This window comes from Streptococcus oralis, from assembly GCF_001579025.1.
Taxonomy (GTDB): domain Bacteria; phylum Bacillota; class Bacilli; order Lactobacillales; family Streptococcaceae; genus Streptococcus; species Streptococcus oralis_X.
In genome coordinates, this window is record NZ_KQ970235.1 from 958,281 (window position 1) to 975,398 (window position 17,118).

At 40.3% G+C, this 17,118-nt stretch carries 18 protein-coding genes, 1 pseudogene and 1 other annotated feature; of the genes and pseudogenes, 3 read left to right on the forward strand and 16 right to left on the reverse strand.

The features are described from left to right. From SORDD27_RS04650 to SORDD27_RS04680, 7 genes are all read right to left on the reverse strand, one after another. Positions 1-1,231 (reverse strand): ABC-F family ATP-binding cassette domain-containing protein (locus tag SORDD27_RS04650; protein ID WP_061427608.1); only part of this gene is annotated, 1,231 nt, incomplete at its 3' end. Position 1,232: 1 nt separating this feature from the next. Then, positions 1,233-1,712 carry a VanZ family protein gene (locus SORDD27_RS04655; RefSeq protein ID WP_049505673.1) on the reverse strand — a complete coding sequence of 160 codons (480 nt, stop codon included), beginning with the start codon at positions 1,710-1,712 and terminating at the stop codon, positions 1,233-1,235. Position 1,713: 1 nt separating this feature from the next. Then, positions 1,714-2,799, reverse strand: a complete 1,086-nt coding sequence (gene rlmN, locus SORDD27_RS04660; protein ID WP_000804759.1) for a dual-specificity RNA methyltransferase RlmN — start codon at positions 2,797-2,799, stop codon at positions 1,714-1,716. 20 nt (positions 2,800-2,819) lie between these two features. Then, a complete protein-coding gene (locus tag SORDD27_RS04665; protein ID WP_061427610.1) occupies positions 2,820-3,350 on the reverse strand; it encodes a YutD family protein in 531 nt (176 codons plus the stop codon). Between the two features lie 155 nt (positions 3,351-3,505). Further along, on the reverse strand, positions 3,506-4,111 hold the full coding sequence (gene sodA / locus SORDD27_RS04670; RefSeq protein WP_000974727.1) for a superoxide dismutase SodA: 606 nt from the start codon (positions 4,109-4,111) through the stop codon (positions 3,506-3,508). Positions 4,112-4,180: 69 nt separating this feature from the next. Continuing rightward, positions 4,181-5,218 carry a DNA polymerase III subunit delta gene (holA, locus tag SORDD27_RS04675; protein WP_000879663.1) on the reverse strand — a complete coding sequence of 346 codons (1,038 nt, stop codon included), beginning with the start codon at positions 5,216-5,218 and terminating at the stop codon, positions 4,181-4,183. Between the two features lie 32 nt (positions 5,219-5,250). Continuing rightward, complete coding sequence (locus tag SORDD27_RS04680; protein WP_061427612.1) at positions 5,251-6,186, reverse strand: dihydroorotate oxidase; 936 nt, start codon at positions 6,184-6,186, stop codon at positions 5,251-5,253. Positions 6,187-6,391: 205 nt separating this feature from the next. On the opposite strand from SORDD27_RS04680, the gene gdhA reads away from it, so the two are divergent. The 3 genes and pseudogenes from gdhA to SORDD27_RS10290 form a co-directional block, all read left to right on the forward strand. Next, positions 6,392-7,738: an NADP-specific glutamate dehydrogenase gene (gene gdhA / locus SORDD27_RS04685; RefSeq protein WP_000199516.1), complete on the forward strand. Its 1,347-nt coding sequence runs from the start codon at positions 6,392-6,394 to the stop codon at positions 7,736-7,738. 31 nt (positions 7,739-7,769) lie between these two features. Then, on the forward strand, positions 7,770-8,255 hold the full coding sequence (locus SORDD27_RS04690) for a GNAT family N-acetyltransferase (protein WP_061427614.1): 486 nt from the start codon (positions 7,770-7,772) through the stop codon (positions 8,253-8,255). 18 nt (positions 8,256-8,273) lie between these two features. Beyond that, positions 8,274-8,421 (forward strand): annotated as a pseudogene (locus tag SORDD27_RS10290) (NADP-specific glutamate dehydrogenase); the annotation flags it as partial. A 155-nt stretch (positions 8,422-8,576) separates the two neighbouring features. Here SORDD27_RS10290 and SORDD27_RS04695 read toward each other — a convergent pair. The 9 genes from SORDD27_RS04695 to SORDD27_RS04735 form a co-directional block, all read right to left on the reverse strand. Then, positions 8,577-9,032 carry a hypothetical protein gene (locus SORDD27_RS04695; RefSeq protein WP_061427616.1) on the reverse strand — a complete coding sequence of 152 codons (456 nt, stop codon included), beginning with the start codon at positions 9,030-9,032 and terminating at the stop codon, positions 8,577-8,579. Beyond that, positions 9,033-9,674 carry a hypothetical protein gene (locus tag SORDD27_RS04700; protein ID WP_061427618.1) on the reverse strand — a complete coding sequence of 214 codons (642 nt, stop codon included), beginning with the start codon at positions 9,672-9,674 and terminating at the stop codon, positions 9,033-9,035. It abuts the gene before it with no gap. Continuing rightward, complete coding sequence (locus SORDD27_RS04705) at positions 9,671-9,958, reverse strand: hypothetical protein (RefSeq protein ID WP_061427620.1); 288 nt, start codon at positions 9,956-9,958, stop codon at positions 9,671-9,673. Before SORDD27_RS04705 ends, SORDD27_RS04700 begins: the two co-directional genes overlap by 4 nt. 307 nt (positions 9,959-10,265) lie before the next feature. Continuing rightward, positions 10,266-11,309 carry an SPFH domain-containing protein gene (locus tag SORDD27_RS04710; protein ID WP_061427622.1) on the reverse strand — a complete coding sequence of 348 codons (1,044 nt, stop codon included), beginning with the start codon at positions 11,307-11,309 and terminating at the stop codon, positions 10,266-10,268. Between the two features lie 197 nt (positions 11,310-11,506). Then, the gene (rplL, locus tag SORDD27_RS04715) at positions 11,507-11,875 is read right to left on the reverse strand and encodes a 50S ribosomal protein L7/L12 (protein WP_001196964.1); all 369 of its coding nucleotides are present in this window, start codon (positions 11,873-11,875) and stop codon (positions 11,507-11,509) included. A 74-nt stretch (positions 11,876-11,949) separates the two neighbouring features. Further along, positions 11,950-12,450, reverse strand: coding sequence for a 50S ribosomal protein L10 (gene rplJ / locus SORDD27_RS04720; RefSeq protein WP_061427624.1), 501 nt, complete (start codon positions 12,448-12,450; stop codon positions 11,950-11,952). 38 nt (positions 12,451-12,488) lie between these two features. Beyond that, positions 12,489-12,624 (reverse strand) — a sequence feature (ribosomal protein L10 leader region). 61 nt (positions 12,625-12,685) lie between these two features. Further along, positions 12,686-13,945 carry a TRZ/ATZ family protein gene (locus SORDD27_RS04725; RefSeq protein ID WP_061427626.1) on the reverse strand — a complete coding sequence of 420 codons (1,260 nt, stop codon included), beginning with the start codon at positions 13,943-13,945 and terminating at the stop codon, positions 12,686-12,688. 103 nt (positions 13,946-14,048) lie between these two features. Then, positions 14,049-15,797: an ABC transporter ATP-binding protein gene (locus SORDD27_RS04730; RefSeq protein ID WP_061427628.1), complete on the reverse strand. Its 1,749-nt coding sequence runs from the start codon at positions 15,795-15,797 to the stop codon at positions 14,049-14,051. A 1-nt stretch (position 15,798) separates the two neighbouring features. Further along, a partial coding sequence (locus SORDD27_RS04735) for an ABC transporter ATP-binding protein (RefSeq protein WP_081103356.1) occupies positions 15,799-17,118 on the reverse strand: 1,320 nt, incomplete at its 5' end.

Genomic DNA, 17,118 nt, shown 5'->3' on the forward strand with positions numbered 1-17,118 from the left:
AGGCATTCCAGACAGCTTCAAGAGGGGTTTGACGATTGCCACCTTCTACTTCTTGCTCAAAGTAGCCAAGTTCTAGGTAGTCGCCACGTTCGACTTCTCCAGCGATTGGCGGAATAATGCCCAAGAGAGACTTCAAGAGGGTTGTTTTCCCAATACCATTGGCCCCAATAATTGCAACCTTTTGATTGCGTTCAAAGGTTAGGTTTAAGGGTTTAGTAAGTGGACGGTCATAACCAATCTGCAAGTCCTTGGCTTGGAAGATAAAGCGCCCAGGTGTACGAGCTGGTTTGAAATCAAAGGATGGCTTTGGTTTCTCACTTTGAAGTTCGATGATGTCCATCTTGTCGAGTTTCTTTTGACGGGACATGGCCATGTTTCGTGTTGCAACACGGGCTTTATTGCGGGCTACGAAATCCTTGAGGTCCGCTATCTCTTTCTGTTGACGCTCATAGGCTGCTTCCAGTTGAGATTTCTTCATAGCATAAACTTCTTGGAACTGGTAGTAGTCACCAGAGTAACGCGTCAACTGTTGATTTTCAACATAATAGACGATATTGATTACGTCGTTGAGGAAAGGAATATCATGCGAAATAAGGACAAAGGCATTCTCATAGTTTTGTAGATAACGCTTGAGCCAGTCAATGTGTTCAGCATCCAAGTAGTTGGTTGGCTCGTCCAGCAACAAGATATCAGGCTTTTCGAGGAGGAGTTTAGCCAAAAGCACCTTGGTTCTTTGTCCACCTGATAAGGCAGTTACATCCGTATCCATGCCAAAGTCCATGACACCGAGAGCACGCGCTACTTCATCAATCTTAGCATCCAAGGTATAGAAATCTCGACTCTCCAAACGGTCTTGGAGTTCGCCAACTTCTTCCATTAGCGCGTCAATATCTGCTCCGTCTTCTGCCATTTCCATATAGAGGTCATTGATACGAGCTTCTGCTTTAAATAGCTCATCAAAGGCTGTACGCAAGACATCACGCACGGTTTGACCTTCCTTTAGCACAGCGTGCTGATCCAGATAGCCAGCAGTCACATATTTGGACCACTCCACCTTCCCTTCATCTGGCAACATCTTACCTGTCACGATGCTCATAAAGGTTGATTTTCCTTCACCATTGGCACCGACTAAGCCGATATGCTCACCCTTGAGGAGACGGAAAGACACATCTTCAAAAATTGCACGGTCACCAAAACCGTGACTTAAATTTTTAACTTCTAAAATACTCATTCTAATTCCTTATCTTATTTTTATGCAGTCCTTTATAGAGGAGCCAAGCCAGATAGCCTCCCAAGGTATTGGTCCACAAATCATCAATCTCAAAGACGCGATTAAAGTCGAATAAAAAATCTAAAACTAGTTGTGTACACTCGATTCCTAGACTCAGAAGAAAACTGAGAAGGATGATTTTTTTCGTTTGCCGCAAGTTTGGACAGAGATAGATCAGTTGAAAAACCAAAGGAAATAGCAAGAAGACATTTAAAATGTTCTGCAAAAAGATCCAAATAACTTGTCCCAAACTGGTTACTTCACCTAGATTCCAAAGGGAGTTTAAGGGAGTTAAAAGAAAAACCAGGCGTCCAAAAGTTTGAATACCTGGAGTTTCCACTCCTGTAGGAAGTTGAGGCTGGGGAGTAAAACAAAAACAGACAATGCATAGACTGTAAACAGCCACTCCCAATCTTAAGATTAATTCTCTTTTTTTAGTCATTTTATGGATTTACCGCTGCGACTGCCTTCTGGCGATCACGTTTCATTGTATTAGAGCGTAATTGTCCACAAGCTGCATCAATATCTGTACCATGCTCTTGACGGACAACACAGTTGACCCCTTTTTTCTTGAGGGTATCGTAGAAGGCCATCACACGCTCTTTAGGACTACGGCTATATTGGTCATGCTCACTAACAGGGTTATAAGGAATCAAGTTTACATAAGACAATTTCTTGATGTTCTTGAGCAATTCAGCCAACTCCAAGGCTTGTTCAACACCGTCGTTGACTTCATTGAGCATGATGTATTCAAAAGTTACACGACGATTAGTTTTTTCGATATAGTACTCAATAGCTGCAAAGAGCTTTTCAATCGGAAAGGCACGGTTAATCTTCATGATGCTTGAGCGCAATTCATTATTGGGTGCGTGAAGAGACACAGCCAGATTGACCTGTACGCCTTCATTAGCAAAGTCACGAATTTTATGGGCCAAACCTGAGGTTGAAACAGTGATGTGGCGAGCACCGATAGCCATTCCCTTGTCATCATTGATGGTACGGACAAAATTCAACACATTGTTGTAGTTATCAAATGGTTCACCAATTCCCATAACAACGATATGGCTGACACGTTCATCCTGACCACGTTCATCAAAGTATTTCTGAACCAGCATAATCTGCGCTACGATTTCCCCATTATTAAGATCACGTTGCTTCTTAATCAAGCCTGACGCACAGAAGGTACAACCGATATTACAACCGACCTGAGTGGTCACACAGACTGACAAACCGTAGTGTTGACGCATGAGTACTGTCTCAATCAACATGCCATCTGGCAACTCGAAAAGATACTTAACAGTACCGTCAGCTGACTCTTGTACAATCCGTTGTTTCAAAGGATTTACGACAAACTGGTCATTGAGCTTAGCAATCAAATCCTTGGAAAGGTTGGTCATTTCTTCAAATGACTGCACACGTTTACGGTAGAGCCATTCCCAGATTTGATCTGCACGGAATTTCTTTTCCCCTTGTTCTAATACCCATTCTTGCATTGTTTGACGTGTTAAACTATAAATAGAAGGTTTCATCTCTTCTCCTTATTCTCTATCTATTTCTGACGAATGACAAAATGGCGCTGTCCCTTGTCCTCTTTCTGAGACTTTTGGTCCTTATGACGACGTCTATTTCGCTTATCCGTATTTGGTTTTCTCTTATTTTGCGAAGGTTTCTTTCCTCTTCTAGGAAGGTTTTCCTCATCCTTTTTACGCATTTTCTTGTCAAATGACGCACGCTTAGGTGCTTGATTTTCTAGAACAAAATAGGCACAACCATAACTACAGTACTCCAAAAGATAGTCCTGTAAACGACTGATTTTTTCAATTTTTTCCTCTGTTCGATCGTCTTTGTAAAAACCACGTAGGCGGAGCTGTTCATTACTCCAGTCCCCCACGACATAATCAAACTTGGTCAACACTTCTGAAAAGCGTTGATTAAAGACTGTCACATCGAAAGCATCCTTGATATTTTCAACCAAGGTAAAAGCGATCTCTTCAGTCTCAACCTTATCCCCATTTACATGAAATTCTGGGCCAGGAAACTTGTTATAGTTGTATAATTCAGGTGCAATTTCTTTACGCATAGTCTTCCTTTTCCACGATTACTTAACACTCTATTTTACCATATTTTCTACAAGTTGGCACGAATATCCTGAAAATGAAAAAAGTCTGACGATTCTGTCAGACTTCTGCTTTATAACCTTAAAAAGAGAAGAACAATTCTTCCCTCCAGATTTTATTATTTAGCTGCTGCGTAAAGCTCGTCTACCTTGTTCCAGTTAATCACTGAGAAAAAAGCTTTGATGTAGTCAGGACGCACGTTGCGGTATTTCACGTAGTAAGCATGTTCCCAAACGTCCAAGCCCAAGATTGGTTTTTTACCATCTGAGATTGGGGTGTCTTGGTTTGCTGTTGAAGTCACTTCAAGCTTCCCTTCTTTGTTGACAACCAACCAAGCCCATCCAGAACCAAAGCGAGTTGTAGCTGCTGCTGTAAAGGCTGCTTGGAATTCTTCAAATGAACCAAATGTTGCGTCGATTGCTGCTGCAAGTTCTGCTGATGGAGCAGTTTTTTCAGGAGTCATCAATTCCCAGAAAAGAGCGTGGTTCAAGTGTCCACCACCATTATTGATAAGTGCTTGACGGATATCAGCTGGGATAGAGTCTACATCAGCAAGCAAAGCTTCAAGGTCTTCACCAATTTCAGGGTGTTTTTCAAGAGCTGCATTGGCATTGTTGACATAAGTTTGATGGTGTTTGTCATGGTGCAAGTGCATTGTTTCTGCATCGATGTATGGTTCCAAAGCGTCGTATGCGTATGGAAGGTCTGGTAAGATAATAGCCATCTGTAATACCTCTTTTTCTTTCTATATGAAAATGATAACGCAATCATCCTCTTTTTTCAAGTTTTTTGCTCAATTTGCCTCTGCCGCAATCTGCAAAAGTGCCTTTTCAAACAGGTACCCCTTTTCATAGACACCTGTCTTAATCTGGTAGTCTGTTTCAATCAAATAAGAAATCGCTCGTTTGAGAAAGTGCAAGGAAATCCCTCTCGAATCTCTCAGTGCAAACTTGATTTGATAAGGATTAGGATTTCGCCCCAAATAAGTTCCCAGACTGGTTGCAATCTGCGATTCCGTCTGACCAGTCTCTGATAAAATCTTCACTTGGGTAAAGGTACGAAACTGTCCTAACATGACAGCTATGAGCTTGATCTCATCCTCCCCTTGCAAGGTCAAGTCTCTAACCAGGTCACGGGCCAGGTCAATCTTCTTAGCTAAAATAAACTGAGTCAAATCAAAAATATTGTCCTGCAGAGTCTTTGGTATAGCCTCGACAATGTCCTTCTCCTCAATCACGCCGTCTGATTTATAAGACTGTAAAAAAAGGAGGTTTTTCTGGATTTCACTAAATTGAAAACCAGATTTGAGAAGTAGATTTTCAAAAGACTTTTCTGCAAACTGCAGACCTTGTGTCTGACTCCATTTTTGGAAATACTGGCGGAGTTCTAGTTCCTTGGGTTCAATAGCATCAAAGACAGTCGCATCTCGTTTGAGCAATTTGACCAGCCGTCTTTTACTATCTAACTTTCCTTCAGCAAAAATCAACAACTTGGTTGTTGGCGAAGGGTTATCAAGGTATGCCTCAAACGACTTGAGCTCATCATCTGTTAAAAAACGTTTCTTGGCTGTTGTAATATCGACAAAATGGTCTAATATCACGATTTTCTCATCCGCAAAGAAAGGGAGACTAACCAGCTCCAACTCTAAGTCTTTATAAGCTACTTCTTTCATATCAAAGTAAGCAAAATTGAGATCAGCTGGATCATAACCAATCTGTTTCAACACTTGACTCTTCATAACTTCAAACTGGCCCTGATCTGTCCCTGTAAATAGATTCAGACTAGATAAATTTGATAGAGATACCTTTTGACTCTCTTCTATGGCTAGCATCTTCTCTCCTTTCTTCTGATTTTTTATTAAACTTAATCAATATAGCGCAATTTCCCACGGAAATCTTCTAGTCTCTCGTACCCTTTTTCCGTCATGATTGCTTTTAGTTCATTGGTAATGCGCTCAAAAGCACCGACACCTTCTTTGTGTAGGGTGGTCCCTACTTGCACCATGCTAGCACCGCAGAGGATGTGTTCAAAGGCATCACGCCCCGTCAGAACGCCACCCGTTCCGATGATTTGGATTTGCGGATTGAGACGTTGGTAGAAGGCATGTACATTCGCTAGAGCGGTTGGTTTGATATACTCTCCACCAATGCCACCGAAACCATTTTTAGGACGAATAACGACCGACTCATCTTCAATATAAAGGCCATTTCCGATAGAGTTGACACAGTTGACAAACTTGAGTGGGTACTTGTTGAAAATAGCTGCTGCTTGGTCAAAGTGCACAATATCAAAATAAGGTGGGAGCTTGATTCCAAGAGGTTTGGTAAAATAGGCAAATACTTCGGCCAAGATACGGTCTGTTGTCTCAAAATCATAGGCAATCTGAGGTTTCCCTGGAACATTTGGACAAGAGAGATTAAGCTCTGTCAGTCCTTTGAATTCACTCTCTTGAACTTTTTTCAAGATGGTATGTGTTTCTTCTGGAGACATGCCAACTAAAGATAGAAAGAAAGTTCGGTTTGGCTCTTTTTCCTGCAAGTCCAAAAGATAGTTCAGATAGTAGTCTAAGCCATTATTTGGTAAGCCCATGGAGTTGATAGAACCAAGTGGAACATCCTGGTAGCGTGGTTCAGGATTTCCCTGACGAAAGTCCAAGGTCGCAGTCTTCGTAACAAAAGTACCTGCCGCTGAGTTTTTGACCCCTTCAAGCTCTTCTATCGTCATACAAGCCACACCCGCTGCATTCATCAAGCAATTGTCAAACGCAAATCCAGCTATTTGTGTTTTCGTTGATACCATGATTCTGATCCTCCAGATTCCTTTTATTTCTAATATTATACCATACTTTAAGATTTTCTCTTTGAGAAACTAATTTCTATATAAAACGTTCGGTTTTGTAAATTGAAAGAATTTTTAGAAAATTTCTGTTTTTTTCTTTACACTCAAAAAAAATTCTGCTATAATGGCTCATGTAATAAAATATAACAACAAAAAGGAGAACGATATGACATCTGCTAAAGACTATATCCAAAGCGTGTTTGCAACTGTGAAAGCTCGTAACGGGCATGAGGCTGAATTTCTCCAGGCGGTTGAAGAATTCTTCAGCACTTTGGAACCTGTATTTGAAAAACACCCTGAGTATATCGAAGAAAACATCTTGGCACGTATCACTGAGCCTGAGCGCGTGATTTCTTTCCGTGTTCCTTGGGTGGACCGTGATGGAAAAGTCCAAGTCAACCGTGGTTACCGTGTTCAATTCAACTCAGCTGTTGGACCATATAAAGGCGGACTTCGTTTCCACCCAACTGTAAACCAAGGGATCTTGAAATTCCTCGGCTTCGAACAAATCTTTAAAAACGTCTTGACTGGACTTCCAATCGGTGGAGGTAAAGGGGGATCAGACTTCGATCCTAAAGGAAAGACTGACGCTGAAGTGATGCGCTTCTGCCAAAGCTTTATGACAGAATTGCAAAAATACATCGGACCATCTCTTGACGTACCTGCTGGTGATATCGGTGTTGGTGGACGTGAAATTGGTTACCTTTACGGACAATACAAACGTCTTAACCAATTTGATGCGGGTGTCTTGACTGGTAAACCTCTTGGATTTGGTGGTAGCTTGATTCGTCCAGAAGCAACTGGTTATGGTTTGGTTTACTATACTGAAGAAATGCTCAAAGCTAATGGTAACAGTTTTGCTGGTAAGAAAGTGGTTATTTCAGGTTCTGGTAACGTAGCTCAATACGCTCTTCAAAAAGCGACTGAACTCGGCGCTACTGTTATCTCTGTATCTGACTCAAACGGTTATGTCATCGACGAAAATGGTATTGACTTCGATCTTTTGGTTGATGTTAAAGAAAAACGCCGTGCTCGTTTGACTGAGTACGCAGCTGAGAAAGCAACTGCTACTTACCATGAAGGTTCTGTATGGACTTACGCTGGAAACTACGACATCGCTCTTCCATGTGCGACCCAAAACGAAATCAACGGCGAAGCAGCTAAACGTTTGGTTGCTCAAGGAGTTATCTGCGTATCAGAAGGTGCTAACATGCCTAGTGACCTTGATGCGATTAAAGTCTACAAAGAAAACGGAATCCTTTACGGACCTGCCAAAGCTGCCAACGCTGGTGGTGTAGCTGTATCAGCGCTTGAAATGAGCCAAAACAGCCTTCGCCTTTCATGGACTCGTGAAGAAGTTGATGGACGCCTCAAAGACATCATGACCAACATCTTTAACACAGCTAAAACAACTGCTGAAACATATGGTCTTGGTACTGACTACCTTGCAGGAGCAAATATCGCTGCCTTCGAAAACGTAGCCAATGCTATGATTGCACAAGGTATTGTTTAATTAGTCGATACATCCTATCGGAGGGCAAATGATGAACTTACGGCCAATGGAAGTAAGAGATAATCCAGCTGTAGCACAACTCATTCGAGCTAGCCTAGAAGAATTCGGACTTGACAAACCTGGAACTGTCTACTTTGATTCTCATCTAGATCATTTGGCCGACTACTATCAACAGCAAGAGAGAGCAGCTTACTTTGTTCTGGAAGACGAAGGACAGCTGGTTGGCTGTGGTGGCTTTGCACCTGTGTCTGATAAGATTGCTGAATTACAAAAACTGTATGTCACTAAAAATAGCCGTGGCAAAGGTTATTCCAGCAGGTTGATAAAGCGGATATTCCAGGAAGCCCGTCTAGCAGGTTATGAACAGCTTTATCTAGAGACCTCTACTGAACTGGCTACGGCTGTGGCCATCTATCAGCACTATGGTTTTACAGCATTGCAAGAACCACTTTCTAACGCCGCCGGCCACCCTGCTATGAATATCTGGATGATAAAATCCCTCTTATCAGATGAATAGATATTAGTATACTCTTGTCGACTCGAAGACATCATGACCAAGATCCTCAAAACAGCTAAAACTATCGCGCTGAAACATACGAAATTGGCAAAACTATCTGGATGGTACTGATATCGTTACCTTCGAAAACGTAGCCAAAGCTATGATTGCACAAGGCGTGATTTAAGAGTTAAAAAAGTTATCAAAAAGCAACAGCTAAACAGCTGTTGCTTTTCGTATTATAAAATTTAATTTAAGCAAATATATTTACTAAATTTCTAGATACAACCTTAATTTATTTGTTTAAAAAATTAAGATTGTTTCATTACGAATGCCATCAAATCAAGAAACTATGAAAGTTTTACCGCAAGTTGCACAGGTCAATTTAGTTCCAATTACTCCATCTGTAGGTTTATGACAAGTAGGACAATAAACACGTTTTGCTGATAATTTATAAGATAACTCATCTCGCAATTCTTTTCCTTTAATTTCAATAACATCCTCACCTTGTTCTTCAAACTTAAGAACTGTTATCAAAGCTTTGTCATATTGTTTCATCCGTGGCTGTTTTAAAAATAAAAAAGATGATATAAGCAAAAATAGGAAAAATAAAACAAACAAAATTGTAACTATTAAAAGCCACATAAAGTAGAAATCGTGAAGTAATCCTTCTTTTTTTCCTAATAACCATCTTATTTCTTTATCTATGGACTGATAAAATTTCAATCCCGAAATAATACATATGAAAGATACTAAAGGATAAACAAACTTGGAAATGATTAAACGATAGCGTCTCATTTATATTTCCTTTCTAGATAACCATGCACCGCAATAATCACATGATTTACCTTGCCCTAGATCAAGCAGATTCTCACCACTACATGATGGACAAATAACGGGATATGTATTTTTATTAATCTGGTGCTTTTCAAATAAGGTGAATAAAGCTTGTATTTGATTTCGTTTCTTGACTTCTTCTTCTCTCTTTGACTTACGATAAGTCATTACCAATATTGAGATCACACTAAACAAATACCACGGAGCTAAAAGAAATAGAAATCGAATAGACCATTCCCTAGATTTTTCAAATTCAAGAAATGATGATAAAATGATTAAAACAAGCATTTGAAGTAAATTCTTCTGTTTTAATTTCTTCAAGGAAAAGGAATCTTTAATTTTTTTTCGAAATAAATATAAAATAATTAAAGCAAATAGCACAAAGGTAACATTTTGAAATGATAAAAATAAAAAACTGATAACAACGGGAATTCCAATAGATTTTGCCAAAATTATAAAATCAAGATTTTTCAATATAGAGATTCTTGGTCCATCATCTATAGAAAAGATAGCAAGTGATAAAACTACAAAACAGAGTATTACTATATTTGAAATTAACCAATGAAAGCCTGTTTTCCAATTATTCTTAATATACTGCTTCACCTTTCTTCTCCTCTAGTTGCTATATATTCTCTATAAAGAGCCTTCCCATTATATATCTCATCCAAGGCTTTGACTTTAATTTTTATATTTTCTAAAACACCAAAGCTATAAAATGCAAAGGAAGACAAAAAGAAACCTGATAAAGAAAAAATAATAGGAGTCACTATTGAGAAAATCGGCTTACCATGTTCAAGAAATAGAGTTACGGCCCATAGTGAAAGAAAAAATGTTGCACTTGTCAATCCCATAAAAAGTATACTTAATAAACGAAATACTTGGTACATCTACTATATCCTCTTGTCATAGAACTTTTCTAAGTAATCCCTTACTCTTTTAAAAAGATTTCCTAATATCTTTCAGGGAATTGGTGTATTTATTCATACATTTCCATACTTAGAATTACATAATTTGAAAGATCTAAAAACGAAATAAAAGATCTTAGTTTTAGATTTCTAAGAAAAAGGGAAACTCTGGCAATCCCAGATTTCCCAAATAAATTCAAAAGTAAATTTGAAAATACAAAAAACCAAAAGATAAAGATAATATCCAACCTAGAATGGTATAAAAAATTATTTTCTCCTAAGATTCGAACTATCTTTCATGACCACAATTAGAACAGAAGTTTGCTCCTTCCAAAAAAGCAGTCCCGCATTGGCTACAAAACTTAGCTAAGCCTATTTCTCCTTTGAGGTCAGATTTATGTTGATTAACATCTTTGTCCAATGAATTCCTATCTTCAATATGATTCACCAAGTTGCTAAATTTAGCTCCCAAGCCAAGCCCCATTGCGATTTCCACACCTGCTCCCATTAGGTTTCCTGTAGAATCATTATTTTTTGCTGCCTCTTCTAAAATATCAAATTGTCTCTCTTCTTGATAAGTATATTCTTCAATATCTCGACTCGCCTGCTTGCTTTTGGCTTCCAAAATTTGCTTGTGGTATTTAAAGATTTCTCTATATCCATTGCTATTCTGATTTACCTTTAAGGCCTCAATGCTAAATTCTTCAATACTAATTCCATATTTAGCAAAATGGCTAGATAAAATTTCTGACAAACCAACAGCTATATCAAAACTGTGCATCTCAATGTCAATAATTGGAATCTTATAGTTATATATTACTTGTGAAATAGCTGAACTAATCAGTCCACTGGCAGTTTGTCTAAATCGATTTTGTAAAATAGTAGCTGTTATAAGATCAGGGTGACTTGGCATAAATTCTATTATAAAAGCTTCCAAATCTACAATTCGAGGAATAAAATTTCCATGTATTTTCAACTCAACAGGAATATCACTTTCTGGATCTCGAACCATTATAGGTGAAGAAGTTCCCCACCCAATCGGTTGTAAATCATACGTGTTTACAAACCACAAAAATGATGAGTCAGATAAAATACCTCCACTTAGAAAGTTCTTTATTCCTGAAGCTGTCTGAATATCATTTCCTTCAATCTTATGTTTTCCAGCATCATAGGTAGCTACTGCTCTTCCATTTGAAAAGAACACAGCACTCTGACCAGGATTTACAATTACAGTTGCTCCTATCTTGATATTCGTTTTAGGATGTCTCCAAGCAAGTATATTCCTTGTTTCCTCACCTTCATAATGAATAACATCAAACAAATTTAATGCCATCTTTTCTCCTTTTCTTTATAAAAATGTTCAGACCAATCTTCTCTAACTATACTTCTATTATATAACCCATTTATTGAAAAGGCAACCCATACTTATAAATCATCATTTCTGGACAATACTTTATAAAAATATAAAAAACCGCTACTCCTAAGAATAGCGGTTTTATGTGTTTTTAAGCTACAAATGTAGTCGCTCTATTATTTAAGAGTAACTGAAGCTCCAGCTTCTTCCAATTTAGCTTTGATTTCTTCAGCTTCTGCAGTTGGAACGCCTTCTTTGATGACACCTGGTGCACCATCAACAAGTTCTTTAGCTTCTTTAAGTCCAAGACCAGTGATTTCACGTACAACTTTGATAACGCCAACTTTTTTGTCACCAGCAGCTGTCAACTCAACGTCAAATGAGTCTTTAGCAGCACCAGCGTCAGCAGCACCAGCTGCAGCAACAGCTACAGGAGCAGCTGCAGTTACACCAAATTCTTCTTCGATAGCTTTTACAAGGTCGTTCAATTCAAGGATTGAAGCTTCTTTAATTTCAGCAATAATGTTTTCAATGTTCAATGCCATTGTTATTTCCTCCAAATAAGTTTTTAATTTTATAATAGTTTTTTCGTAGCTAAGCTACGCTGCGTAGCTTAAGATTAAGCTGCGTCTTCTTTGTTGTCTGCAACCGCTTTGACTGCAAGAGCAACGTTGCGCACTGGCGCTTGAAGTACAGAAAGGAGCATAGAAAGAAGTCCTTCGCGGTTTGGAAGAGTTGCAAGAGCAACGATTTCTTCTTTAGATGCGACAGCGCCTTCGATTGCACCACCTTTGATTTCAAGTGCTTCAGCGTTTTTAGCAAAATCGTTCAAGATTTTCGCTGGTGCGATAACATCTTCGTTAGAAAATGCTACTGCAGATGGTCCAACAAATACTGATGAAAGATCTTCAAGACCAGCTTTTTCAGCTGCACGACGCAAGATTGAGTTTTTAATGACTTTATACTCAACTTCGCTTCCACGAAGCTCACGACGAAGAACTGTATCTTGCTCAACTGTCAAACCACGAGCGTCTACAACGACGATAGATGCAGCAGCTTTCATTTTTTCAGCCACTACGTCAACTAGTTCCGCTTTTTTAGCAATAATTGCTTCACTCATTAGTGTGTTCACCTCCGTAATTATTTTGCTTGGGGAATTTTTCCAAAAGAAAAACGCGCCCAAACCTAGACACGAAAGTACAATACGCTTCTTTTTACATGATACGTTTTGTCCTCGGTAGGATCTTTATGAGTCGAGCTCCCCTACTGTCTTAGGCAGTTTTTTCAAACCGTATATAAGTATAGCATAGACAAAAAAAGAATGCAAGATTTTTGCAAACTTTTTTTAAATTTTTTTAAATCTCTACTGTCAAAACTTTGCCTTGCTTAACCACCTGTTCTCCAGCGATATAAACATCATCGACATCACTGGATTTGACAGCATAAACCAGGTGAGAGAGCATATTTTCCTGAGGTTGAAGATGGATTTTTCCTTGTGGTTGAATGACCAGAAAATCTGCCTGTTTGCCGACTTCTAGGCTTCCTATCTGTCCTTCCATTCCAAGAACCTTAGCACCCTCTATCGTCAGTGCCTTAAGGGCTGTTTCGATAGGAAATTGGCTGGCATCTCCACTCTTCATTTTCTGAAGAAGGGCTGCGGTCCGTCCTTCCTCAAACATATCTAGATTATTATTGGAAGCAACCGAGTCAGTCGCAATTCCGACTGCTACTCCTGCTTTTTGCAGTTGGATGATTGGAGCGATCCCTGAGGCCAGTTTGAGGTTACTGATAGGATTATGGGCGATTGCCACATGAGAAGTTGCCAAGCGTTCAATTTCTCGCTCGTTTAATTCGACCCCGTGAGCAAAGACAGACGGATGATCTAAGTAACCTAGTTCTTCTAGAAAGGCGAGAGGGCGTTTGCCGTATCGTTTGAGGATAATTCCTGATTCCTCCTTGGTCTCCGCCACATGGATATGGATAGGAATGTCCAGCTTTTTTGCCATATCTAAGCTCGCTTCCAGCAAGTCTCTACTACAGCTGTAGGGAGAATGTGGAGCTACCATAACCTTGAAATTTGGGTTTTCATATCCTAAGATTTCCTCTATGATGGCACGTGTTCTACTTATAGTCTCAGCAGTTGTTTCTGTCTCTGAAGAAAAGAGGGTCGGTGAGAAATAACAACGCATCTTGGAAGCCTTCACTGCCTGATAAATTCTTTCAATATCTACACCATTGGGATTATACATATCGTTGAAGGTTGTTGTCCCTGACTGGAGCATCTCTGTCAGAGCTTCTTTGACTGCCTTGGTAGTCATATCGGGAGTAAATCCAGCTTCTGCTGGCCAGATATAGTCATTGAGCCATTCATGGAGATTACTATCATCCCGAATCCCTCGCAAGCCTGTCATAGCAGAATGGGTGTGGCAATTGACCAAACCAGGCATGATCCAGGCTCCCTGATAGTCTATAATCTGCTCAGCTTGCTCTAAAATCTCTGGCTCCTCTTGGCCGACATAGACGATTTGAGAGTCCTTAACGGCTAAGACACCATCCAAATAAATATGGAAATCTTGATCACAAGTCACGATATTTACATGCTGATAGACTTTCATTGTTTTCTCCTTCTAAGACCTTGATTTTTCTAGCTATTGTAACAAAAAAGTCACCCGAAGGCAACTTTTAGTGTCATTAAGAATTTAAATGGGTAGGAATGACTTATTCAGAGCTAAAGGCCGCAGCTTTTTGCATTTGGTAATACTTGCCCTTTCTATCCATGAGATCATGATGGTTACCATGCTCTACAATGTCACCATCTACCAAGACAAGAATCAAATCCGCATCCTGAATGGTTGACAAACGGTGAGCAATGATAAAGCTTGTACGTCCCTTCATGAGTTTAGCAAAGGCATCCTGTACTAGCACTTCTGTCCGTGTATCGATGGAGGAAGTCGCTTCGTCTAAGATAAGAATCTTTGGTATAGCTAGAAAGACTCGGGCGATGGTCAAGAGCTGGGCTTGACCGACAGATAGTGATTCTCCTGCATTTTCCAACTTGGTATCGTATCCCTGTGGTAACTGTTGGATGAAAAAGTCTGCATTGGCTGCTTTTGCGGCAGCAATCACCTGCTCCCTACTGGCATCAGGATTTCCAAAGGCAATATTGTCATGAATGGTCCCTTGCTTGAGCCAGGTTTCTTGGAGTACCATCCCAAACTGCTGTCTCAATGACGCTCGGGTATAATCATAAATGGATTGCCCATCTAACAAGATATCTCCCGAGTTAATAGGATAAAAACGCATGAGGAGATTGATAAGAGTTGACTTACCAGCACCTGTCGGACCAACGATGGCTACCTTGCTACCAGCTGGGATATCGATAGACAAATCCTTAATCAAGATCCTTTCAGGATTGTATCCAAAAGAAACATGCTTAAAGGAAATGGCTCCCTTAACTTGGTCACTGGTCAAGATTTCCTTACCTGTTTCAGCCACCTCTGGACTTTCTAAGACAGCATAGACACGCTCTGCGCAGGCGAGAGCACTTTGCAACTCGGCTAGAACCGAAGAAATATCATTAAAGGGCTTGGTGTACTGTTGGACGTAATTCAAAAAAGTCACTAAACGTCCGATGGTCAAGGTGGACCCCATCATGATTCGATAAGCTCCTACTCCAGCAAGAAGAGCATAAATGAGTGCGTTGACAAAGCGAGTTGAAGGATTAACCGTTGATGAATAAAAGATGGCTGACTGAGAATAGCCTGCATAGTTGGCATTAGCCACATGCAGTCTTTGGATAAACTCTGTTTGAGCATTGAAGGACTGGATAATAGTTTGCTGGCTAAGAGACTCTTCAATCAACTGAGTCTGAATTCCTCTCGTCTCCGTTTGCTTCTGGAAGAGGTGATAAGATCTCTTGGCAATAAAGCGTGAAATCACCATGGACAGGGGCGTCAACAGCAAGACCAAGAGGGTCATGAGGAGATGAATTTGGAGCATGGCTAGAATACTAACCAAAATCATCAAAACACCAATGAAAAATTGATTGAAAATCATGGTTAAGCCGGCTGCCAGCTGTTCTATGTCTGTGGTCACACGACTAACCATCTCTCCACTGCCCTGCCGATCCACAAAAGCAATCGGTAACCGATGGAGCTTATGAATGATTCGCTCCCGCAAGTCTCTGGTATAAGAGAAGATTAGACGATTATAAAGAAGAGGATTGGCCCATTGTACCAGTGTATTTCCTATGATCACCAAGATCATCTGGATGAAAATCTGCCAAAAAACTGGTGAAGAACCAGTTACGAGGACCTGGTCAATGACCTGCCCAATCAAGATAGGTAGGTAGATCGATAAAGCAACTTGGGCAATAGTTCCTAGAAAGGCAAGGAAAAGGAGGAAAGGATGGTTTGCTAAATCTATGGCCAAACGTTTGAGCGTCTGGTTTGCGGTTTGTCGTTTCATGCTAGTCCTCCTTTCCATGTTGGGATGCATTGATTTCGCGATAGACTTGGCTGGACTTCATCAAGTCATCGTGCTTGCCAACAGATAGGAGCTCCCCTTTTTCCAAGAGGAGAATCTGGTCAGCCATCTGAAGTGTAGACGTTCGTTGAGAAATCAAGATTAAGCTCGTGTTAGGTAAATTCTCTCGGATTGCTTTCAAGAGCTTGGACTCGGTGATGGTGTCGAGGGCCGAGGTCGCATCATCTAGGATGAGAAATGGAGCTTGGCGCAAGACTGCTCGGGCAATAGACAGCCTTTGTTTTTGTCCGCCTGAGAAATTTCGCCCTCCTGCCTCAACTAGGGCATCCAAAAGTCCTTCCTTTTCACTGACAAAATCCTTAGCTTGCGCAATCTCCAAGGCCTGCCAGAGTTGCTGATCAGACACTTCTTGATTGAAACCCAAAGTCAAGTTGGAACGAATAGTTCCTTTAAAAAGTTCAACTTTTTGGGGTACATAGGCAATCCAAGACCGCCACTGCTCAAGGTTAAGAGGACTACGTCCATTTCGATAAAGGTCAATGCTCCCCTTGTCTGCTGTATAAAGACCAAGTAAGACTTGCACCAAGCTTGACTTACCAGAACCAGTTCCTCCGATGATACCAAGGATTTGCCCTTGATTCATATCAAAGGAAATGTTTCTCAGAGAAGGCTGGGCCGCATCAGGATAGGTAAAGGTTAATTCTTTGACTTGCAAAACCCGATCACCGGTAACTTGCTTTTCTTCTAATTCTGAATGGATATCCTCTGGAGCCTCGTCAAAGACTTCCTCGATTCGCTTGGCTGAGATGTAGGACTGGTTGAGGGAATTGATCAGCATGGCGAGCTTAACCAATTCCACCAAAATCTGCAAGAGGTAGTTGATAAGAGCAATCAGGGCACCTTGACTGAGTAAACCTCCTTGAATTAAAATATATCCCTGCCAGATGATGACGAGAAGAGTTCCATTAACAATCAGATAGGTCAGAGGTGTTAACAAACTAGACCAGAAACCCGTCTTTTCTTGCAATCTAGCATAAACTTGGTTAAGGGTTTGAAAAATCTGTAATTCTCGTTTTTCTTGCCCAAAGGCACGAATAACTCGCATGCCTTGTAATTGCTGACGCGTTTCCTGAACCAGCTGGTCCGTTTTCTTTCTGAGACTACTGTAGAGAGGATTGACCAGTCGAGAGAGACCGACAATGACGATTGTCAAAAAACCAACCATGACCAAAAACCAAAAAGTCAGCTCAGCTGAGATGCGATAGGCCATAAAGATAGCCCCAAAAACAATAATAGGCGCTCG